Source organism: Paenibacillus sp. FSL R5-0701 (assembly GCF_037973995.1).
GTDB lineage: Bacteria > Bacillota > Bacilli > Paenibacillales > Paenibacillaceae > Paenibacillus.
In genome coordinates, this window is the sequence record NZ_CP150230.1 from 6,584,157 (window position 1) to 6,606,707 (window position 22,551).

The 22,551-nt window shown below is 47.2% G+C and carries 21 protein-coding genes; 14 read left to right on the forward strand and 7 right to left on the reverse strand.

What is annotated here, in order from left to right; all coding sequences use genetic code 11:
* The first annotated feature begins 197 nt into the window (after nt 1-197).
* The 3 genes from MKZ13_RS28905 (at nt 198) to MKZ13_RS28915 (ending at nt 3,721) form a co-directional block, all read left to right on the forward strand.
* Nucleotides 198-2,159: an anaerobic ribonucleoside triphosphate reductase gene (locus tag MKZ13_RS28905; RefSeq protein WP_339180168.1), complete on the forward strand. Its 1,962-nt coding sequence runs from the start codon at nt 198-200 to the stop codon at nt 2,157-2,159.
* Entirely contained in the window at nt 2,156-2,665 is a 510-nt protein-coding gene (nrdG, locus tag MKZ13_RS28910) for an anaerobic ribonucleoside-triphosphate reductase activating protein (protein ID WP_339180171.1), read from the forward strand. Before MKZ13_RS28905 ends, nrdG begins: the two co-directional genes overlap by 4 nt.
* A gap of 216 nt (nt 2,666-2,881) precedes the next feature.
* Nucleotides 2,882-3,721 carry a methyl-accepting chemotaxis protein gene (locus tag MKZ13_RS28915; RefSeq protein ID WP_339180174.1) on the forward strand — a complete coding sequence of 280 codons (840 nt, stop codon included), beginning with the start codon at nt 2,882-2,884 and terminating at the stop codon, nt 3,719-3,721.
* Nucleotides 3,722-3,873: 152 nt separating this feature from the next.
* Here MKZ13_RS28915 and MKZ13_RS28920 read toward each other — a convergent pair whose 3' ends face one another.
* Nucleotides 3,874-6,696, reverse strand: coding sequence for a glycoside hydrolase family 3 C-terminal domain-containing protein (locus MKZ13_RS28920; protein WP_339180176.1), 2,823 nt, complete (start codon nt 6,694-6,696; stop codon nt 3,874-3,876).
* Between the two features lie 369 nt (nt 6,697-7,065).
* Here MKZ13_RS28920 and MKZ13_RS28925 point away from each other — a divergent pair, with 369 nt between their 5' ends.
* The 5 genes from MKZ13_RS28925 (at nt 7,066) to MKZ13_RS28945 (ending at nt 11,518) form a co-directional block, all read left to right on the forward strand.
* Nucleotides 7,066-8,610: an FAD-dependent oxidoreductase gene (locus tag MKZ13_RS28925; protein WP_339180178.1), complete on the forward strand. Its 1,545-nt coding sequence runs from the start codon at nt 7,066-7,068 to the stop codon at nt 8,608-8,610.
* A gap of 298 nt (nt 8,611-8,908) precedes the next feature.
* A complete protein-coding gene (locus tag MKZ13_RS28930; protein WP_036667851.1) occupies nt 8,909-9,238 on the forward strand; it encodes a PadR family transcriptional regulator in 330 nt (109 codons plus the stop codon).
* A complete protein-coding gene (locus MKZ13_RS28935) occupies nt 9,231-9,824 on the forward strand; it encodes a DUF1700 domain-containing protein (protein WP_237177287.1) in 594 nt (197 codons plus the stop codon). Before MKZ13_RS28930 ends, MKZ13_RS28935 begins: the two co-directional genes overlap by 8 nt.
* On the forward strand, nt 9,821-10,720 hold the full coding sequence (locus MKZ13_RS28940; RefSeq protein WP_339180181.1) for a DUF4097 family beta strand repeat-containing protein: 900 nt from the start codon (nt 9,821-9,823) through the stop codon (nt 10,718-10,720). The genes MKZ13_RS28935 and MKZ13_RS28940 overlap by 4 nt, the downstream gene beginning before the upstream one ends.
* Nucleotides 10,721-10,798: 78 nt before the next feature.
* Complete coding sequence (locus tag MKZ13_RS28945) at nt 10,799-11,518, forward strand: 3-ketoacyl-ACP reductase (RefSeq protein ID WP_221825582.1); 720 nt, start codon at nt 10,799-10,801, stop codon at nt 11,516-11,518.
* 292 nt (nt 11,519-11,810) lie between these two features.
* Here MKZ13_RS28945 and MKZ13_RS28950 read toward each other — a convergent pair whose 3' ends face one another.
* A complete protein-coding gene (locus MKZ13_RS28950; protein WP_339180183.1) occupies nt 11,811-12,350 on the reverse strand; it encodes an XRE family transcriptional regulator in 540 nt (179 codons plus the stop codon).
* A 67-nt stretch (nt 12,351-12,417) separates the two neighbouring features.
* A complete protein-coding gene (locus MKZ13_RS28955; protein ID WP_221825587.1) occupies nt 12,418-12,783 on the reverse strand; it encodes a glyoxalase superfamily protein in 366 nt (121 codons plus the stop codon).
* 228 nt (nt 12,784-13,011) lie between these two features.
* On the opposite strand from MKZ13_RS28955, the gene MKZ13_RS28960 reads away from it, so the two are divergent.
* The 6 genes from MKZ13_RS28960 (at nt 13,012) to MKZ13_RS28985 (ending at nt 18,343) form a co-directional block, all read left to right on the forward strand.
* Nucleotides 13,012-13,686, forward strand: coding sequence for an alpha/beta hydrolase-fold protein (locus tag MKZ13_RS28960; protein ID WP_339180187.1), 675 nt, complete (start codon nt 13,012-13,014; stop codon nt 13,684-13,686).
* Nucleotides 13,686-14,456 carry a class III extradiol ring-cleavage dioxygenase gene (locus MKZ13_RS28965; RefSeq protein WP_339180189.1) on the forward strand — a complete coding sequence of 257 codons (771 nt, stop codon included), beginning with the start codon at nt 13,686-13,688 and terminating at the stop codon, nt 14,454-14,456. The genes MKZ13_RS28960 and MKZ13_RS28965 overlap by 1 nt, the downstream gene beginning before the upstream one ends.
* A 323-nt stretch (nt 14,457-14,779) precedes the next feature.
* Nucleotides 14,780-15,376 (forward strand): SMI1/KNR4 family protein, encoded by a 597-nt coding sequence (locus MKZ13_RS28970; protein ID WP_339180192.1) that lies wholly within the window; start codon nt 14,780-14,782, stop codon nt 15,374-15,376.
* 143 nt (nt 15,377-15,519) lie between these two features.
* Nucleotides 15,520-16,521, forward strand: a complete 1,002-nt coding sequence (locus tag MKZ13_RS28975; RefSeq protein ID WP_339180194.1) for a cation diffusion facilitator family transporter — start codon at nt 15,520-15,522, stop codon at nt 16,519-16,521.
* A gap of 172 nt (nt 16,522-16,693) precedes the next feature.
* Nucleotides 16,694-17,590, forward strand: a complete 897-nt coding sequence (locus MKZ13_RS28980) for an Abi family protein (protein WP_339180197.1) — start codon at nt 16,694-16,696, stop codon at nt 17,588-17,590.
* A 252-nt stretch (nt 17,591-17,842) separates the two neighbouring features.
* Entirely contained in the window at nt 17,843-18,343 is a 501-nt protein-coding gene (locus tag MKZ13_RS28985) for a hypothetical protein (protein WP_017691802.1), read from the forward strand.
* A gap of 299 nt (nt 18,344-18,642) precedes the next feature.
* Here the strand turns inward: MKZ13_RS28985 and MKZ13_RS28990 are convergent, their stop codons facing one another.
* From MKZ13_RS28990 to MKZ13_RS29005, 4 genes are read right to left on the reverse strand one after another with little or no spacing between them, the layout of a single operon-like run.
* Nucleotides 18,643-19,716 carry an ABC transporter substrate-binding protein gene (locus MKZ13_RS28990; protein WP_036667861.1) on the reverse strand — a complete coding sequence of 358 codons (1,074 nt, stop codon included), beginning with the start codon at nt 19,714-19,716 and terminating at the stop codon, nt 18,643-18,645.
* On the reverse strand, nt 19,713-20,522 hold the full coding sequence (locus tag MKZ13_RS28995; protein ID WP_062836831.1) for an ABC transporter permease: 810 nt from the start codon (nt 20,520-20,522) through the stop codon (nt 19,713-19,715). The genes MKZ13_RS28990 and MKZ13_RS28995 overlap by 4 nt, the downstream gene beginning before the upstream one ends.
* Complete coding sequence (locus MKZ13_RS29000; RefSeq protein WP_017691799.1) at nt 20,497-21,330, reverse strand: ABC transporter permease; 834 nt, start codon at nt 21,328-21,330, stop codon at nt 20,497-20,499. The genes MKZ13_RS28995 and MKZ13_RS29000 overlap by 26 nt, the downstream gene beginning before the upstream one ends.
* Complete coding sequence (locus MKZ13_RS29005; RefSeq protein WP_036612848.1) at nt 21,320-22,429, reverse strand: ABC transporter ATP-binding protein; 1,110 nt, start codon at nt 22,427-22,429, stop codon at nt 21,320-21,322. Before MKZ13_RS29005 ends, MKZ13_RS29000 begins: the two co-directional genes overlap by 11 nt.
* Between the last annotated feature and the right edge of the window lie 122 nt (nt 22,430-22,551).

Consider the following 22,551-nt stretch of genomic DNA (forward strand, 5'->3'; position numbering starts at 1 on the left):
AGAAATTATACGCTTCTACTCAAACTTTGGGAACCTTTATCCACAGCAATTAAAGGAAAGTCCACTTTGTCCTGTGAACTATGTGACCATTATCACACCCAAAAAACCACATATAGTTTATAAATGGATAAGACGAATCTACATATAGTGTTATACGGAAATTGAATGATATTCAATCATTTTAGGAGGAACCTTACATGAACATGCTTGAGTATGCCACTCCACCGGCATCCGATCTATTATCCGACCTGGGAAGACGAATTATTGGCGCAGAAGACGCCGATACGCTGAGGGAAAATGCCAATCTGAACGGAGACTCCTTCAGCGGCAAGATGAGCAGGCTCGGTTCGGAGACAGCCAAGTGGCATGCTCTGCGTCATGTGTTGCCGGAAGAGCTTGCCCAAGCTGTGGAGAATGGGGATCTGTATGTACACGATCTGGACCAGTATGCACTTGGAACGACCAACTGCATCTTTATCCCGTTTGACCGTCTTCTTGCTGCGGGTTTCAATACAGGCAACGGATCGGTTCGCACACCTCAGACAATCATGTCTGCAATGGCTCTGGTTGCGATCATCTTCCAATCCCAGCAGAACAGTCAATATGGCGGTGTGTCAGCCAATAAAATCGACTGGGATCTGGCTCCCTATGTACAGCGATCGTTCCGCAAACATTACCGCAAAGGACAACGACTCTTTGGTGAGCATGCCCTGCTCGAGGATGAACAGCTTCATCTGGACAGCATCGAAGCGAAGAATCAGTGCCCGCAGGCGTATGCCTTCGCCTATGAAGAGACTGAACTGGAGACAGGACAAGCTGCTGAATCGCTGATTCATAACCTGAATACGATGAGCAGTCGTGCAGGTGGCCAGATTCCATTCACTTCACTGAACTATGGATTATGTACATCAGCAGAAGGTCGGTTGGTATCACGCTCGTTGCTGGAAGCAACCATCCGTGGCCTGGGCAACGGGGAGACTCCCGTGTTCCCTCAACATATTTTCCAGTGCAAACAGGGGATCAATCAGGCTCAAGGAGAGCCGAACTATGATTTGTTCCGTCTCGCAGTCACCTGTTCATCCCGGCGGATGTATCCCAACTTTGTCAATGTGGATGCCTCTTTCAATCTGCCTTTCTATCATCCGGAAGATCCGGATACGATCATCGCCACCATGGGATGCCGCACACGTACACTGGCTGACCGATTTGGTCGCAATCGTCAAAGTGGTAAAGGTAATCTGTCCTTCAACACCATTAACCTCGTGAAACTGGGCATCCGGTTTGGCATCTGCCAAGGTGCCAGAGCTGTCGCTGACCGGGCCGGATTCTATACTGCTTTGGAGTCGGTTATGCATAATGCCGCTTCCGGCCTGCTGCACCGGTACCGGATTCAGACAGCACAGCCTGCCAAGGCATCGGACTTCATGATGCGGGAGGGAGTATGGGAAGGTGGGGAACAGCTTGGCCCGAACGAGCCGGTTGCCGATCTTTTGAAGCATGGAACATTATCTCTTGGTTTTATCGGTCTTGCGGAATGTATGACAGCTCTCTATGGGCGTCATCATGGGCAGGACACTCATGTACATCGTGAAGCATTGAACATTATTCGGACCATGCGAGAATTCTGTGATCGGATGAGCGAGCAGCATAACCTGAACATCACCCTGTTTGCCACGCCTGCTGAAGGGTTGTCCGGCAAATTCACGAAGATCGACAGAGAGCGTTATGGCCTCATTCCTGGAGTTAATGATCGGGAGTATTATACGAACTCATTCCATATCCCGGTATACCATACTCTTCCAGCTTATCGGAAGATTGAACTGGAGGCCCCGTTCCATACGTTATGTAATGCGGGTGCAATCTCCTATGTGGAGCTTGACGGGAACGTTCGAGCCAACACGGCAGCTTTCCTGCGGATCGTACAATATGCACTGGCACAGGATATCGGATATTTCTCCATTAATCACCCGATCGATCGCTGCCCTGCATGTGGTTATGAAGGGGTCATTGGAGATGTATGCCCAGGCTGCGAAGCCCACGAGAACCATGTGCATTTCCAGCGTTTACGCCGCGTAACGGGTTATCTGACTGGAGATTACAAAGTACGCTTCAATGCTGCGAAGCAGGCCGAAGTGCGGGATCGGGTGAAGCACCGGTGAATCTGTATGGTTACATCCCGGAATCGGTGAATGAAGGGACAGGCCTGCGCGCCGTGTTGTTCATCAGCGGATGTCGTCACGCCTGTCCGGGCTGCTTCAGTCCGGATTCATGGAGCTTTCGAGCGGGTGAGCCCTTTACAGAGGAGCGGCAGCAGCAGATTCTGCATGAAGTGACGACCCATCCATTGCTGGATGGCGTTACGTTGTGTGGCGGTGATCCCTTTTTCTCGGCAGCAGAATGTACGTCTTGGGTTCAGCAGCTCCGCGCTGCACGTCCTGATCTGACGGTATGGGCTTACACGGGATTCGAATATGAAGAGCTGATCACCGACCCTGTGAGAGCGGAGCTTGCACGGTTATGCGACGTCATTATCGACGGGCGATATGTTGAAGCTGAGCGTGATGTCTCCCTGCCCTTCCACGGCAGCCGGAATCAACGTTTGATTGATGTCAGTGCAACACTAGCCAATCGAACCATCGTTACAATGCAGCTCAGTATGCGGTAAACATTGGTTTTATTCTCCTCAACAACTAACAAGGCACGGGTCCCCAGGGGACTCGTGTCTTTTTGGTGTATAACAGTCTGCTTTAAGAAATAGGTTTTATCCATTCTCTCTATTTCCTTCTCTATTGCATGACGATATATAATATAGGTAGTTATTAAGTTAGCATTTAAAATTTAACCGTTTACATAAGGTAACCAGGGAGGAATCATCTTTTATATGGATATTGTTCAAGCATTAATTACATGTATGCCTTTCTTTCGAGATACGATTCGTCAGGATGTAACCCTCTCCGTGATTGATCATGAAAAATTCCTATATTTCTCAGCAGGGGAATCGTTAAAGCAACTGAATTATCAACCCGGCGACCCTCTATTGGATGGAAATCGAAATTTTGCTGATCTCAACGGCGGTACAGTAAAAAGATTTGATCACTACCCTAAAGATCTATTCGGCATTCCTTTTGACGTGGCTTTTATTCCTATTAAAAACGAACAAGGTGAAGTCATCGCCCTGTTTAACCTGCTCTACAGTATGGATGACCAGGACCACCTGCAACAGCTCATGGATGCTACCGAAAATCTGACCAACCAGTTAATTGACAGTGTACAGCACGTAGCCGCGCACTCCGAAGAACTCAGTGCCACAACTGAAGAGATCCGGAATAATTCCAAACAAGCCGTACAGAAATCAGGCAATGTCACTCAGGTCGCCAGTTTCATTCGTGAAATCTCCGAGCAAACCAATCTGCTCGGCTTGAATGCAGCTATTGAAGCTGCTCGTGTAGGTGAAGCAGGTGCAGGTTTTGGCGTTGTTGCCAAAGAAATTCGCAAACTGTCTGTGGATACCAAAGAAGCGACGGCACGTATTGAAGATTCTCTTCTCTCAGTTCGGCAATCCATTCAAGGCATGGAGAATGAACTTGGTGAGATCACGGCAAGCTCCCAAGAGCAGGCTGAACTCGTAAACAATTTCATGAGCACAATTGAGCAACTGAATGAAACCAACAAACAATTGAAGCAATTTGTGCAAAAAATGATTACGTTTGACGGAAAATAAAGATACGTCTGATAGCAAAGCATTTTGTATAATTCTAGTGTTACCGCTCAGGATAAAAGAGTTGGACAGGAAGAAGCATCCTGATCCAACCAGCGTATAGACCAACAAAAGCCTCCGAATACATTCGGAGGCTTTTTCATGAGCTATTTGACTTAACGAATCTCGAAGTGACTGATGCGTACACCTGCTGACAGCACAATGTATACATCCTGCTTACCTGCTGCACCTGTGAGTTCCGCCTTCACGGTAGACCACTGCTGGGCTTCACCTTGTGCCAGTTCCACACGTCCTGCGAGCGTACCCTCCGGAGAGCCGAGTCGCAATTCCAACACAGCGCCTGCTTGTTCTGCGGATACACGAGCTTCAATTGCTGCTACCCCACTACCCAGATCGGCATCCTTGAAGGCAATCCATCCCTGCTCTCCAACTACATGGACAGCACTTCCGCCCTCTTTACTCTCATCCAGATCAACACCCAGGTAAGCATCATAATTCTCGGCACGAGTCGCCACAGCCAGATTACGAGCGGGGATTGTCTCTCCTTCCACCGTCAGGTCTGCAACCAGCTGAACATCGGAGGATGACTTGGCAACCATAATGGAGTAAGTTCCACTTTCCACGACATACCGATCACGAGTCACATCCCAGATCGCCAGTTCCTGAACAGGCAAAGTGAAGCTGACTTTCGCTGTACCTCCCGCTTCGATATGAAGACGACGGAATCCTTTTAACGTTTTAAGTGGACGTTTTACCCGCGATTTGCCTGCACGAACGTACAACTGTACAACCTCGTCACTGGCGATTGAACCCGTATTGGTCACATCTACAGTTACCGTAACGTTGCCCTCTGTACCCACTTGAGCTGGGCTAAGTTCCAAATTGCTGTATTTAAACGTTGCATACGTCAGACCATGTCCAAACGGATACAATACATTCCCTTCAAAATATTGATACGTACGACCGGATTGAATAATATCGTAATCTTTGATGTCGGTCAGTTGATCTGCTGATTGTACCCATGTCATGTTCAAACGGCCTGCTGGCGCATAGTCGCCATAGAGTACGTCTGCTACTGCGTTACCCAGTTCCTGTCCTGCGTGTGAAGTATACAATACCGCCGGGATGTTCTCCTGAACCCAATTCGATGTGAACGGATAACTACCCACGATGACAACTACCGTGTTCGGGTTCGCGGCATAGACCGCCTCAACCAGACGTTGCTGGGATTCGGCCAGATCCAGACTTGGACGGTCAATTTCTTCTTTACCATTTACAAGTGGATTATTACCAACAAAGACAATTGCCGTTTCCGCAGCTTTGGCAGCTTCTACTGCTTCCTCAAGTCCATTCACAATAATATCCTGCTTGAATGTCTCTGTGGCGCCAAAGGTTTTCAGGTCTTCGGACACCGCAAATGCATCGTTTCCACCATTAGGTGTAGTCACCGTTTTGCCATTCCAAGTGGTTAGACCTACACTTCCGTCCTGTTGTGGCAACAGGTGGAATACTTCCTTTACGAACCAGCCGTACACTTCATCAGCGGAAGCCGTTACGGTCTCTTCATCTGTGGTCAGATATTTGCCGTTGCTTTCCGCCTGCAAGGTATAACTTCCGAAGCCCCAGTCGGAAACCATAAACGTTTCTGCTTCTCCCGAAGCAACAACAGGTGATTTTTCACCTTCTGCCAGTCCAATTTTCTTCCCATTGGCTACGGAAGTTAACGTAATGCGATCATTACCATCCTTGAACGATACGTTATCGCTGCCTACTTTGCCACGAATCGCTTCAAGCGGGGATACGTTATACGGCATGGTGCCTGCATACCAGTCACGATAGACCGTTCCGCCCAATTGACCAATCACAGCCACTTTACCAGCTTTTGTTTTGTCTAGCGGCAATGTGCCTTTCTCGTTTTTGAGCAATACCACTTGTTCTCTTGCGGCTCTGAGCGACAGTTCTTTTGCTTTCTCCGTCATCATTGACTCTTCACCGATAGAAGCATACGGGTTGCCCTCTTCCGGATCGAACTCACCCAGACGGAAACGCACACGGAACGTATTAAACAACGCCTTGTCGATGTCATCCATCGTGAGCGTACCTTGTTCCAATCCTTCACGCAGTGCCTGTTTGGACAGCTCAGCATCATCGGTGATGCTATCAATTCCGGCCTTCACAGATTCTACCGTACCCGGTGTATGGGAATCATAGTATTTATGATCGTTTTTGATACCCATTACGTCGCCTGCATCACTGACAATAAAACCATCCATGCCCCATTCGCCTTTGACAATCTCGTTCACAAATGGATGCAACAACGCTGGTGTACCATTAATGGAGTTGTACGCTGTCATCATGGACTGTGCGCCGCCTTCTTTAAATGGCTTCTCAAACGCCTTCAGATAATATTCACGGATGTTGCGCGGATCAATGCTGGACGAATCGCTTCCGCGATCCACTTCGTTATTATTCGCAAGAAAATGCTTCAAGGTAGCGACCGCTTTGTAATACTTCGGATGGTCGCCCTGAATTCCTTTGACCAATGCTGTTGTCAGCTCGGCTGTCAGTTCCGGATCTTCACCATACGCCTCTTCATTCCGTCCCCAGCGCGGGTCACGTTCCATATCTACTGTAGGTGCCCACAGGGTAAGACCGTTCACTGCCGGATTGCGTTTATAAAATACACGTGCCTCGTCTCCAAGCACGGAGCCAATCTCTTTCATCAGATCCGCATCCCATGTGCATGCCAGCCCCACCGGTTGTGGGAAAGATGTTGCTTCTCCAAGCCAGGCCAAGCCGTGGGCAGCTTCTGTTCCGTGTTTGTATGCAGGTACACCCAAACGGTCTACTGCCGGTTGATATTGAAGCATGGATTCAATTTTTTCATCTTCCGTCAAGCGGGATACAAGGTCCTTTACACGGGTGTCTAACTCTAGTGCTGTATCTTGAAACGGATATTTCGTTTGGTTGGTGGTCATATAGAATCTCCTTTGGTTATCGGTAGTCAATTAAAATGATAGCGAATACATATATCAAGAAAAAACGGGGATTAATTCGGATGAAATCTTTCTTCCAATAGATAGATTAATCCTTTTACAATCAACGTTTACAGGTGTAAAACCTGATCTCATTTTCAAAACCTAAAACGATTTCGGTAATTCTATCATATAGCATGTTTAACAAAAAAAACAGAGGTTCTGTGCAGGAAATTGTGAACATCCCCTCTGCAAAATCTAAACAACACCGTTTTTTCCTAGCATAGTCTGGCAATCATGAATAAGAGTACAACGATGTGCGCTGAACAACATCCCATTCGATAGATTGAAGATAATCAAGGAGGAAAAAAAATGAGCGACAATCAGCAGCCCAAGACGGGTCTGCCCCCGGTCCCCGAATCACTGTGGCGTGCTACGCATGAATTCGATAGCTATCCGAAACTGACAGAAGATATTACCGCTGATGTGGCCATTATCGGTGCCGGTATTGCAGGCATTACCACCGCTTATCTGCTGGCACAGACGGGTATGCGTGTGGTCGTTCTAGAGGCTGGAAAAGTGTTGGATGGCACGACCGGCCATACCACTGCCAAGGTATCTACACAACACGGCGTCATATTTGATGAAATTATGCATCACTTCGGACAAGAACAGGCTCGGATGTACTATGAAGGCAATGCCGATGCCGCGAAGTGGATGCGCAATCTGGTGAAGGAAAAACAGATTGATTGCCAGTGGGCAGAGGAAGATGCCTACGTCTACATTCAATCGGAGGAAAACATCAAAAAACTGGAGATCGAGCTGACCGCCTATGGCAAACTCAACATCCCTGGTGAGTGGGTAGACCCACTCCCTATTCCTGTTCCAGCAAGGGCAGGTATTCGCATGCCGGGTCAGGCACGCTTTGATCCGCTGGCCTACCTGCACTACTTGCTCGATTCCGCTGTGAAACAAGGGGTACAGATCTATGAGCATACGACAGTTACAGATGTAGAGGAAGATGCTTCTCTGCATGTACGAACCTATGGCGATGGCCCATCTGTAACAGCAGAACATGTTGTTGTAGCTTCTCATTTCCCTGTCTATGATCCCGGATTCTATTTCACGCGGTTACATGCGGAACGATCCTACGCCGTATTAGTCGAACCGGAGAAACCCTATGCGGGCGGCATGTACATCTCGGACGATACACCGTCCCGCTCCTTGCGTACCGTCTTACATGACGGCAAGGAACTTATCCTCTTTGGCGGCGAAAATCACAAAACTGGACAAGGCATCTGCACCTTCGGTCATTATGAACGACTCGAGCAGTTCGCAGCGGAGACATTTGGCATCCGCAACATCCCTTTTCGCTGGTCAGCCCAGGATCTGATCTCTATCGACAAGGTGCCCTACATCGGACCGATTACCGGAAGACATGAACGTGTCTATGTGGCGACCGGGTTTGCCAAATGGGGTATGACGACTGGTACGATGGCAGGACACATTCTTGCGGATCGCATCACTGGACGTGACAACCCTCATGCTGCCATATTCGATCCGGCAAGATTCAAGGCTGATCCTGGCATGAAACACTTTATTGTGGAAAATATGAATGTAGCCAAGGAATTAATCTCCGGTAAAGTAGGCATTGTGCACAAAAACGTTAGCGATATTGGCGAAGACGAAGGAGCCGTCGTTCGTCATAATGGCAAACGTGCTGGTGCCTACAAGGACACCAGTGGTAAGCTGTTTCTGGTGGATACCACCTGCACCCATCTGGGGTGCGAAGTCGAATGGAACGAGGGCGAGCGTTCGTGGGATTGCCCATGCCATGGTTCCCGCTTCGATTATGCAGGCCATGTCATTGAGGGCCCTGCTGTGGAAGACCTTAAAGTTCTGGATGCACAAGAATAACCGACATTTAGCGATTCACCTGTAAACCAAAGAAACCAAAGTTCATCTCACAGACCGGATCGGAATCCGCCTTCAGACGGAAGTAACCGATCCGGTTTTTGCGTATGCTGAATTATATAGCTAAACAGACAGCCTCGGCTAAGCATTCGCATTAAACGAACTTATGATCGATAAATCGTGATACGGAACTATTTTAAAGTCACTACCTTGCATTAAACAGTACTGGATGCTATGATGAATTCACCACTACTGAACAATATACACTAGCTATAAATGAAGCTACGAAGGAGGAACCTGTGTGAATGTGAACATCCAGTTCAAAAAAGGAGTATTGGAGCTGTGCGTCCTGGTATTAATTAACCGCCAGGATCGGTATGGCTACGAACTGGCTCAGGCGGTCTCCAAACATATCGAAGTTGCTGAAGGTGCACTTTATCCCTTGCTTCGCCGGCTTGTAAATGACGGTTACTGCACTACCTACCTGCAAGAATCAAGCGAAGGACCGCCGCGCAAGTATTACCGACTGTCCGATACAGGTCGCGATTACATGACGGCACTGACGACAGAATGGAATGAATTTGTGCGCAATGTCGCAAATCTGATTGAGGAAGGAATCCCTAATGAATAGACAACAATTTATGAAAGCCATGGAAGTTCATCTACGGCCGATGGACCCATTCGAACGGGCTGAGTTGCTCGCCGACTATGATCAACATTTCGAGCTCGGACTACGAGAAGGCCGACTGGAAGAAGAGATTGCTCGGGAACTGGGACACCCGGAAGAGATCGCAAAGGAAGCACTTGGTGATCGTTATGACATTCATACGCCGGGTTCAGATGCGTTCTATGCACCGACGTATCGCGAAATGCGGTCACCTAGAAACAACACCAGAGCCACTCGCAAATTTTTCACAGCCATCGGCCTGTTATTCCTGAATCTAATTCTTGGCATTCCTCTTGGTCTCATAATGTGGTCGGTATGGCTTGTTATTGCCAGCCTTTCCTTGCTGGTAGTGGCTCCTGTAGCAGCAGTTGTGGACTTTGTATTCCTGGGCCAACTCGATAAACCGGAAATTTTCGTTGCGATTGGCGCTTTCGGTGTCGGCATTTTGTTTGCCATCGCATCGAAGTATGTCTTTAGAGCCTTCAAAATCGTCACTCTTCAATATATTAGATGGAATAAAAACACGATGAAAGGAGATGTTTCCGCATGAGTACCAAAAAATGGCTTGCGCTCGCCGTGATATGTATCGGAATAGGTTTACTTGGAACATCCATCTATGGCGTTCAGTTCGGGGATGAACGGGAGCATTATTCTAAACGATGGGATTTCAAAGCAGATGAATTGCAGAACATTATCATGAATGCTAATTTCAGTGCAGATATTGAATTTGTTGTAAGCCCGGATTCGAATGGTTATATCGAAGTGGATGGCAAATGGGACTCTGCCGTAGTCAAAAGCTTCGAACAAGCCACTTTATCCCACGGCACATTCCAACTGTCTCAGACAGAACGTGAACGATTACAATTTTTCACCCTGTATTGGAATGATCAAGACTCCACAATAACTGTGGCCCTGCCCGAAGGGCACCAATTAAATGAGGTTAAGCTGGATTCTTCTTCAAGTGACTGGGATCTGACAGATCTGAGTGCCAAGCAGCTTGAGCTGAATAACACCTCAGGTTCCATACGTCTGGAAAACATCAAGGTACCCCGTATTGAGCTGGCTCTAACTTCGGGTGACATTACCGCTTCCATGATTGATGGAGACATGACCGTGAAACAGACATCGGGAAGCCTCACTGTTGATCAGGTAATAGGTCATGTAAACAGTGAGATCGAATCAGGTGATATTGAGATCACTGAATTAAACGGCGCAGCCGATGTTCAATTCACTTCGGGTAGCATTCATATTGAACAGTCCCATTCCGCCCCGATTAATGCGTCTGGAACATCAGGAGATATTTTCATTCAAGCTGCACCTGATTTTAACGGAATCTATGATGCTAAGGCTACTTCGGGCAGTGTAGATGTACCTGAATCGCCAATGGTGAGCCGGGAAGTGATCAAGGCCCGTACTTCTTCTGGCAGCATCGAGATTACCAAATAGTGATGAAGCCAATTTCCGAACTGTGGGTAATAATAGTATAATTGAATGCTAGTCCATTTCTAAGGAGGAATTACCCACATGGAACTTAAAAATAAAACAGCGATCATCACAGGTGCCGGAAAAGGTATCGGCCGTGCCATCGCTGAAGCACTTGCAAAAGAAGGAGTGCACCTCGGCCTTATTGCACGTACCGCTTCCGATCTTCAGGCTCTGCAACAGTCACTTAGTCAACAATACGGTGTAAAAGTAACCAGTGCTGTAGCAGATATCTCGGATCGCACGCAGGCGGAAGCCGCTGTAGCAGCCATTGAGATGGAACTCGGCGCGGTGGATATTCTCATCAATAATGCAGGGATCGGAAAGTTCGGGACGTTCATGGAGATGGAACCGGAAGAGTGGGAGCGCATCCTGCATGTTAATGTCATGGGTACATACTACGTGACTCGTGCTGTCCTTCCGAGCATGATCAAGGAAAGTAGCGGCAGCATTATCAATATTGCTTCCACTGCAGGTGAGCGCGGATTCGCTACAGGTTCGGCATACTGTGCGTCCAAGTTTGCACTACTCGGCATGACCGAATCTCTGATGCAGGAAGTGCGCAAGTCCAACATTCGTGTGACGGCACTGACTCCAAGCACCGTTAATACGGAGCTTGCGACCAATGCCGGACTGAAAATTGGCGACGAAGATCGCATGATGCAAGCGGAAGATGTAGCTGAACTTGCACTCGCAACGCTCAAGCTGTCCGACCGTGTCTTTGTCAAAGCAGCAGGCATCTGGACGACTAATCCACAGTAGACAGAGGCCCTCTGACCTTTCTAAGGAATCTCTCGCACCTTATTGTTCCCTTTTGCAGGAATTGAGAAACGTAACGAATCATAGCGACGTTATTTCGCCACAAGTCTGTGGAATGTAGCCAAATTACACACACAGCAGTGAAATAAAGCGTCTGAGATTCGTTACATCTCGATATCTGCTTAGAATCATCTAATAGGGTTCGCTCAGTTCGTTAGAAATAAAAAAGGACGTTTCCCATTGTACATGTATGCAGGTTCGCATGTTCATGACTTGGGAGCCGTCCTTTTTTATTCTATAAATGATCCAGACCCAATTCTTTGGACACCGCGATGAGCACCACCGCAGGTTCCTCACCGATATTGGTCACTTCATGAGGCACTATTGCATTCCAGGTAAACGAATCACCCACGTCAAGAACTTCCACATCTTCGCATTGCTCCGCACGAATCTTGCCCTGCAACACCAGATGGCTTTCCTCCCCGGCATGTTTGCTCACCCCGGTCGAAGCACCTGGCGGTAACTCCACAATGGACATACGCATCGCACCTTTGGCTGTAAGCTGCTGCACTTTGATCTGTCCGCTTCCGGCTGTCGTCTCCTTGCGCTCGTTCTTACGTACCACATTCATCCGTTGCTCCGGTGTAAGCAGCAAATAGGGAAGTGGCACTTCCAGATAATCCGCAATACTTTCAAGCGTAGCAATGGAAGGTGACGTTTTATTATTTTCCACGTTACTAATAAAACCTTTGGACAACCCCGTGCCCTCGCACATCTGCATGATCGTAATCTGTTTCTGCTTGCGGATCGTACGAATAGCCAAGCCAATATCCATATTGCGTCCCTCCCCTTCTATTGATCTATATAAAACATCAGACGTAAGCTTAGCTACTTCAGGTTATCTATTCGGCACGTGCCTCTACAAATATAATCCGATTGCCAAACGGATCTGTCACGGTCATTTCTCTTGATTGCCAAGGGGTCTCCTCTATACCGGGTCTCGCATGTTTGTACTCTTTCTGACGAAGTGCACCATGGAATGTATCCAAGTTATCCGTTTCCACGCGCAAGGCAGCTCCAGGTGTACAATCTCCATGATGTTCAGACAGATGAATCACGATGGAATCAAGCGAAATCTGCATATATAAGGGCATATTTTGCTCAAATCGATGTTCCCAATCCAATTGGAAACCCAGGTATTCCAGGTAGAACTCTCTAGCTTTATTTTCATCAAATATTCTCAAAATAGGCACGATACTTTTTAACATCCTGATCACGTCCTCGGGAATAAGATATGAACCATGCGCAGCGGCATTTCTTGTAGAACCATTCAAGATTTTTTATAAACAACATATATTCATCATACAAAAAAAGTATTGACCCTACAATGAAACCGTGATAAATTTTGTTCATAAATAAGAATATTTATTTCATATTGGTGAACTTTATTGTCAGAACGATATATTTAACTCATTCCTCTTCAGGTGGTGTTTTCAATGAATTCTCCTTATATACATGAAGTCCGATTACCGTCTCATTACAATCCAGATCAGCGTTATCCCGTGATTTTCGCCTTACATGGCATGGGATCAGATGAACAGGATATGCTTCGTTTAATGGAGCCTATGCAGTCTGATTTTATTATTGTTGCTATCCGTGGGCCTATCGTTCAGGGTAGTGGTTATGCTTATTTTCAGATTAAAAGCATTGGCAACCCCATCCGTGAATTGTATGATGCCTCCGTGCTGGGACTGCAACAGTTGATTGTTGATCTTTCCGCCAAATATGCTATTGATCCCACGCGGCGTTATATCGCCGGATTCAGCCAGGGCGCCATTATGGCGATTACCCTATCGCTGATGATGGGAGATGCAATTAAAGGCATTGTAGCGATGAGTGGGTACATCCCGCAATTTGTGAAAGACGAGTACAAGCTGCAACCCGATTCGGAGCTGTCTGTGTTCATCTCGCATGGGGATCAGGATCATCTATTCCCGCTGCAACTGGGCGAAGATAACGCCAATTTCTTCCGTCAACACACCAATCAGGTCACATATGTACCTTACAACGGTGGGCACCAATTGACCCCCGATCTATATCAACAATTTCAACACTGGCTTCGGACAGATGCAAATCTGACTACCGAGGACCCGAAAGGACTGAATTCATAATGATGCCATCTCTGTTTATTGCTCACGGTGCCCCTTCACTGGCTTTGGAGGAGAATGCGTACACTGAGTTTGTGCAAAAACTTGGAGAAGAACTGCCGAAACCCAAAGCAATCGTATTGTTCTCTGCTCACTGGGAATCCACAACCCAGCTTGTATCCTCGGTAGCCAACTATGAGACCATTTATGATTTCGGTGGTTTCCAGCCCGAGCTGTATCAGATCAAGTATCCGGCTCAAGGACAGGCAGAAACCACTGCCGAAGTGGAGCGTTTATTTGCAGAAGCCGGGATTCCGGTACAAACGGATGATGTTCGTGGCCTAGATCACGGCGCTTGGGTTGTTCTACGCCTGCTCTACCCTGATGCGGATATTCCCGTAGTTGCCTTGTCCGTGAATCGCTATCTGACAGGTGAGCAGCAATATCAAGTTGGACAGACACTCGCTTCCTTACGTGAGCAAGACATTCTTGTCATTGGCAGCGGCGGAACCGTCCACAATCTACGTCGATTGAACTGGGAAAGTAACGGCGTTGACCCGTGGGCATCAGAGTTCGACAACTGGCTGCATGACAAGCTGGTGAGTTGGGATACGGAGTCTCTCTTCTCCTATGATAAACTGGCACCTTCAGCTCAAGCCGCCGTGCCTACGCCGGAGCATTTTGTACCGCTGTTACTCGCCATGGGTGCGGGAGATCAGAACAAACGTGCATCGCTCCTGTTTAAAGCCTATCAGTATGGCAATCTGAGCTTGTCCTGTTGGAAGTTTGAATAAGAGGACTATATAAAAGATTAGTTTCATTTATAAAGTAGATAAAAATGTAGCGTGGGTTACAGGGATCATTCCTGTAACCCACGCTTTATTTGTTGTTAGGAGCGACTTTCATGATGGTTGTATGTAATCGATTGGGATGGAGACAGGTGTGCTGATATGCAACAACCACCTTTGAATAATGAGACCATTGTAGTATGTAAGCAAGGACTCCGGTTTCTTGTGTGCCTTTCTGGATTATAACTATAATATGAGGTGAAATTAGGCACAGTTTGCTCGCATATCACTCACCATATTAACTGAATAGCTCATACGGAGGGAATTGGATGCCAGAACAGCGTATATATGAATTGATGGATGAACTGGATATGTTGCTGGAGGAGAAGGTACAGGATGAGGAAAACCGGGAGCTGCTCAACGAATATCGCGAGTTTGAAGGCGTGACGGATGAGCAGCTTGACGCATTCGAGCAGGAGCATGGTATTCGATTACCTGCTGATTTTCGTGCATTTTATAAACGTAAAAATGGGAGTTGTTATGGCTTTCACGTCTTGTTCCCAAGCCTTGAGGAAGGACGAGAGTCCGAGCCATTTTACCTGTTATCCCTGGAAAAGATTCAAAAGGAGCAGACCACGCTGGTGGAGAACCGCATGGATGATTATTTGACCGAAGAAGAGATCCGTGAGCTTGATCCTCGAATCAAACCCTACCTTTTTCAGAAAAAATGGGTTGCGTTTGGCAATCTTGGAGGCGGGTCCTTGTATCTGATGTTCGACTTTGATCCGACAGCGCAGGGAACATATGGGCAGATTATTATGTACGTACATGATCCCGATTTTGTATATTATGTCGCCGAGACGTTTACGGAACTTTTGGAACAGTCTAACCGGAATTTACGTGCCTTGGAGGCCATTGAGTACTGAGATGCACATGATGATATGACCTTTTTTGCATAATGCTGGGATATGTCAAAGCAGTTATAATAACATTTAGTGGAAATGCACATGCTGTATAGATAAACTGCCTTTTCTACACCTAATACATTGATCTGGGAGGAACATACGAAGTGGCTGAACAACCGAAGTCTGAGAGCTTTATGTCTCTCGTCAAAAAAGGAAACACATCCTCCGCCGTAGCGATGGCAGGTAATGCTGTTCTTGCTGTGTGCAAAGGGGGAGCTTTCCTATTCAGTGGCAGTGGCGCCATGTTCGCTTCGGCGATGCATTCACTCGCTGATGCCATTAACCAAGGGTTTGTCTTTGTTGGAAGTGTGTTGTCCGAGAAAAAACCTACACGCCGCTTCCCAACTGGATTCGGACGGGTCATTAACATTTTCTGCATGATCGCCGTGATTGTTGTTACCATTATGGCGTATGAAACGATCCATGAAGGCATCCATCTGTTGCAGCATCCTGTTGGTCATACCGGCGGTCTCTGGATTAACATCGGAGTGCTTGTTCTGAACATTGTCATTGACGGGGCCATTCTGATCAAAGCCATGAAGGAAATCCTCAAAGAAGCACGCGCACCCAAAGCCGCCGGATTTGCCTTGGTCCCTGCTGCCATCAAAAACGTAGGCCGTGCTGCGCCACCAACCCGTCTCGTGTTCTACGAAGATGTTGTCGCTGTACTCGGTGCCCTGCTTGCTCTGATTTCCGTCGTGGTGATTGCCTTGACCAACTTTGCATTGCTCGATGGCATTGTGACAACGATTATTGGATGTCTGATGATCGCTGTAGCCTTCCGTGTCGGTTACGATAATATGATCGGATTGATCGGGGTAGCGGCTCCTCAGGATATTGAGGATAAAGTTTCCCAGACCATTCTGGCAGACACACACGTTGCCGATATTCAGATGATGCGTATCATTCAGGAAGGCCGTTATTATCATGTAGAAGGTCTGATTGAACTGACCAAAGGACTCAGCCTCGCCGATGCAGATGACATCAAGTTCCGTATTCAGGAGAAGTTGATGACAAACCCCGATATCGCCGATGCTGCCATCTCCATCATTGAGGATGACGGCGTGAACAGCTGGGGCAAGAAACATTCGGATGTGGTGAAATAACAAGCTTCATTTTGGATGACTCAGCTTTACCATTCAGTAGTTGCTCAATTTAAGTTTAACTGTTGACTAAACAGTCAACGAATCGTATATTATTATTAACAGATCTCGCCCGCACCTCTGCTTATGCATGTGGAACAGGGCGAGACATTTTTGCGTTATGGGGGTATTTTCCTTGCCAGATGAGGTTCAGCTACGTGAAATGAAAGCGCCTACTACATATGAAGAACAGCTCGAAAAGTTTAAAAACCGAAAAATGAAAATTGAAAATGAAGTAGAAGCGATTACAATCCTGAAACGCATTCACTATTACAGGTTTACTGCATATGCCTTAACTTTTAAACAGGATACCTCGGACAACTACATTGAAGGAACAACTTTCAACAAAGTGTATAAGCATTATTTGTTTGATGCAGCCCTTAGAAATCACTTTATGAAGATTGTCGAGTACATCGAGATTGCTTTGAGATCACAAATTTCATACAAGCTCGCCCACAAGTACGGTGCTCTTGGATATACGAATGCTGCTAATTTTTCTAAAATTCAATTTCACCAACGCTTTATGGAGGATTTGCAAAAATGCATTCAAAAACAGCACAAAGAAGTGCTTATTGCTCATCATAGAGAGAATTACCAAGATAGATATCCTATCTGGGCGGCCTTTGAAGTCAGTACAATTTCTATGATGTCCTCACTCTATAAAAATTTAAAAACGTCTGACAAGAAATCTATTGATCGAGAATACTACCCTTCTCGAAACATAAGTTATAGGGAACTCGAGAACTGGTTCCACGTCTTAACTGTTTTTAGGAATAGATGTGCTCACTACAGCAGACTTTTTAATTATAGAATCCCTGTTACCATAAGATACACACGAAATGATGAATTATTAGGCTTAGACAAAGCCTTTCTTTTTGGAGCAATCTATAATGCGAAGTACCTGATAAAGGATAGAACAATCTGGGATAGTTGGGTGACTGAGCTTTCCTCATTAATCGAAGCTTACACTATAGTTGATATATCCCTTTTGGGATTCCCTACAAACTGGGAGCATCTGCTACGAAAGCAATGATAATTCTCTCTTGCAACATGCAAGCCTAAATCACATTTTTCTGTGTAACTTGTTCACCACCGTTTGGCACGGATTGTTTGCATGAAAAAGCGGCTGAGCATCTTTCGTACCTAGACTTTGGTCTAGGTTCACTTTAACTCCAAAGACGGAGGATAGACTTTTCCAGTTCATGGTATGCTGTGAATAACGAAAGTAATTGCTCTACATACAACTGTTCGGAAAATTGATTTTGTATTGAGAAGGAGAGATATTATGGCTAAACGTACGATCCTTGCGCCTGTTCTCATTTTGCTGGGCGTGTACCTGATTCTGAACCAGGGAGGTTCACTCGGTCCGGGTACGATCTTTGCGACTTTCTGGCCCACGTTATTCGTGATTCCACTCGGACTGTTCTTCCACTGGCTCTACTTCTCCATGATTGGCAGAGGGGTTGGACTTCTGGTTCCTGGTGGGTTGCTGCTCACGGTTGGTATCGTCTGTCAGATCGCCATGCTGTTTAACAACTGGGGTACGATGTGGCCGGGCTTCATTCTGGCTGTAGCTGTTGGTTTGTTCGAATTGTATTGGTTCGGTGGTCGGAATAAATGGTTGCTGATCCCCATCAACATTCTAACAGTTATATCGTTGCTGTTCTTCGCTGTGATGTCGATTGGCACGATGCTGAGCAGCTTGAGCTTTATTCAACCGTTCGTGGCGATTGTGCTGATTATGGGTGGGGCTTGGATCATGGTGGGTCGCAAAAAGCGCATGTAACCCTTTATTCGTTCCCACTTGATCACTGCGGTGACAGAACAACTTCGGATCGCTGTTATCCCCGGATTTTTTTGAATCCCATCTGGAATGGGAAAATCCGTTGATAAAGGCGACCGCTTCGCTTCCTTCGTTTGTTCTGTCCCCTCCGTTAACGTGTGCACGAAAAAATAACCTGAGCTTTTTGCTCTGAAGCGGGTAACAAAGAAGGGATGCTGCTCGTCATTCAAATGAAATGACGAGCAGCATCCCTTCTTTGTTTTTTTTTCAGATCTAACGAACTGTACATACGCTGTTGGCGGTTATTTACTGTGCATTTTAAACTCCAGGAACAGGTCGTTATAATGCGAGAGCATTTTTTTACCCAGATTATCGTAGACCTCCAGCTTACCTGTCAGTGTCTCATCCGGATAGAAGCGTTCATCCTCCGAGATGTCCTCTGGCAGTAGCTTAAGCGCCTCGGCGTTTGGCGTGGAGTACCCCACGTATTCCGCATTGCGAGCGGCATGATCCGGGTCCAGCATGAAGTTGATAAACTGGTGTGCTCCTTCAATATTACTCGCCGTCTTCGGGATAACCATGTTATCGAACCAGAGGTTCGAGCCTTCTTCTGGCACCATGTAATCCAGCTTGTCGTTCTCATCCATAATCTCGGATGCATCCCCAGACCACACGAGTCCAACCGCTGCCTCCTCGTTCGCAAGCAGCATCTTGATCTCGTCTCCGACAATTGCTCTGACGTTTGGCGTCAGTGTAGACAGCTTCTTCAGCGCTTCTTGCAAATGGTCTTCGTTGGTATCGTTCAGGGAATACCCGAGACTGTTTAACCCCATCCCAATGACTTCGCGTGCGCCATCAAGGAGCAGGATTTGATTTTTCAAACGTGGGTCCCACAGGTCATTCCAGCTATCAAACGTCAACCCATCCACAAGCTCAGGATTGAACACAACCCCCACTGTTCCCCAGAAATAAGGGATCGAGTACTTGTTGCCTTCGTCAAAGGACAAGTCCAAGAACCGCGGATCGATGTTGCTCAGGTTAGTCAATTTGCTGTGATCAATTGGAACGAGCAGGTCTTCCTCTTTCATTTTGCTAATCGCATATTCGGAAGGAATCGCCACATCAAACGTAGTACCGCCCTGCTCAATCTTGGTCAGCATCGCTTCATTGGAATCAAACGTCTGATAGATAACCTTAATGCCAGTCTCGTCCTCAAATTCCTTGAGCAGATCGGGGTCGATATAATCGCCCCAGTTATAGATGGTCAGCGTGTTGCCGCCAGAATACCCCTGACTCTTGTTCAGATACGAAGCCAGAATCATCAGGGCAAACGCGGCCACAAAAACAATCGCAAATGTCCGTACCAGTTGCTTCATGGACGCAGCCCCTTTCCTCCGGGTGGTATCCGTGTTGCACGGCGGTTAATGAAGTAATATCCAACCACCAGCAGCACCGTGAGCAGGAACAAGAGGGTTGATAGCGCGTTGATTGACAACGATACACCCTGCCTTGCTCTGGAGTATATTTCTACAGAGAGTGTGGAGTATCCATTACCCGTAACAAAAAATGTTACTGCGAAATCATCGAGTGAGTACGTCAATGCCATGAAGAATCCGGCAAAAATACCTGGTTTCACGTATGGCAGCACCACACGCGTCAGAATCTGCCATGATCCAGCGCCCAGATCGCGTGCCGCATCCATCAGGGTTGGGCTCATTTCCTGCAGCTTTGGCAGCACCATGATCACGACAATTGGTACGCTGAATGCGATATGAGACAGCAGGACCGAAGTGAAGCCCAGTTTGATGCCAATCATGGTGAACAGGATCAGGAATGACGCACCAATGATGACATCCGGACTCACGATCAGCACGTTATTGAGTGACAGCAGCGTGTTCTTGGTCCGTTTGCGACGCACATGGTAGATCGCCAGTGCCCCTGCTACACCAAGAATCGTTGAGATTGCTGATGACAGGAGCGCAATGATAAATGTATTCAGCACAATGATGAGTAGCCGAGTATCAGCGAACACCTCTCTGTACCATTCAAGCGTGAATCCTTCGAAGCTGCGCATGTGGCCGCCACTATTGAAGGAGTAGAAGATCAGGTACGCAATCGGTGCGTACAATATGGCGAATACAACGGCTAGATAGACGTTAGACAGCTTTCCGTTTCTTCCCATTACGCACCTCCTTCTTGCCTGATCCAGTCAGGAACATAATAATCGCCATCGCAATAATCAAAAAGACGGCAATCGTTGAACCCATCCCCCAGTCCTGGGTGACGAGAAAATGCTGTTCGATCGCTGTTCCCAGCGTAATTACACGGTTTCCCGCAATGAGGCGGGTAATCATGAACAGAGACAGCGCAGGAATAAATACAGCCTGACAGCCTGATTTTACTCCACTAATCGTCAGCGGAAAGATAACCCGGCGGAAGGTCAGCCACGATGAGGCACCCAGATCCCGCGCTGCGTAGATCAATGATGGATTCATCTCTTCCAGCGCATTGAAGATCGGTAGGATCATGAATGGAATGAAGATGTACACCGAGACAAAGATAAAACTGAAGTCGGTGAACAAAATCTGCTGTGTACCAATACCTACAACTTCAAGTAAGGAGTTGGTTAGACCATACGTTCCAAACAGGCCGATGAAGGCATACGCTTTTAGCAAAAGATTGATCCAGCTTGGCAGAATGATCAGCAGCAACCATAACTGCTTGTGCTTCGTCCGGGTCAGCATATACGCCGTCGGGTAGGAGATTAACAGCGAGAAGGCCGTAATCAGAAATGCATACCAGAACGAACTGAGCGTCATCTGCAAGTACACCGGTGTGAAGAACCGGGCGTAGTTGCCAAACGTGAAGTTCCCTTCAACGTCGAAGAACGAGTAATAGATGACCAGCAGAACCGGCGCCACAACAAACAACACCATCCATAATACATATGGAATCAGATACGCATTGCGTGTGCTGGCCTTAGTCTGCATGAGCGGCCTCTTGATAGGCTTCGAGTCGTTTATCGAACTCTTCCTCGGTCTCGTTAAAGCGCATAACGTGTACCGCTTCCGGGTCAAAATAGAGTCCAATCCGCGCGCCTACAACGGCTTTTTTGGTTGAATGAACAAGCCACTCATTGCCCGCATCGTCGTACGTGGATATCTCGTAATGCACCCCACGGAATAACTGGGAGTCCACATTAACCTTGAGCTTGCCTTGGTCTTCCGTTGTAATCTCCAGATCCTCTGGACGAATGACAATCTCTACCGGCTCGTCCCGCTGGAGACCCTGATCGACACACTCGTGCTGTGCGCCAGCGAATTCCACCACAAAGTCCTGCTTCATTTTGCCGGATACAATGTTCGATTCCCCGATAAAGTCCGCCACAAAGCGGTTAATCGGCTCATCATAGATATCATTCGGTGTACCACTCTGTTGAATCACGCCGCCATTCAGGACAAAGATCTCATCCGACATCGCTAGAGCCTCTTCCTGATCATGCGTAACAAAGATAAACGTGATGCCCAGTCGCTGTTGCAGCTCCCGCAACTCGTACTGCATTTCGGTCCGCAGCTTCAGATCGAGTGCTGACAAAGGCTCGTCCAGCAGGAGAATTTCAGGTTCGTTCACAATGGCACGTGCAATCGCGACACGTTGCCGTTGTCCGCCAGACATTTCACCAATTTCACGGTTTTCATAACCGGACAGATTGACGAATTTGAGGGCTTCCAACACTTTGCTGCGAATTTCAGCTGTTTTCATCTTTTTGATCCGCAAACCAAAAGCTACGTTCTCAAATACATTCAAATGTGGAAATAACGCGTAATCCTGAAATACAGTATTCACCTGCCGCTGGTGGGCAGGCACTCGGTTGATGAGCGCCCCGTTAAAATAAATACTGCCCTGTGTCGGCTCCGCAAAGCCGGCAATCAGCCGCAAAATCGTTGTTTTCCCGCACCCTGACGGGCCAAGAAGCGTATAAAATTTACCCCGCTCAATCTCAAAGCTGACTGCCTTCAATACGGCTTCATCCTGATCGTATTGCTGAGTCACCGCTTCGAAGCGGATAATCGGTTGTTGTTCTGACATGCTTCACATCGCCCCCTTATACTTGAGGTACATCTTAAGTTTGTACACTTTCGTCCATGTTTCCTTATTGATAACCCATCTATTATATATGATTCAGGTATATCCGCAATGGTTTTGATGTA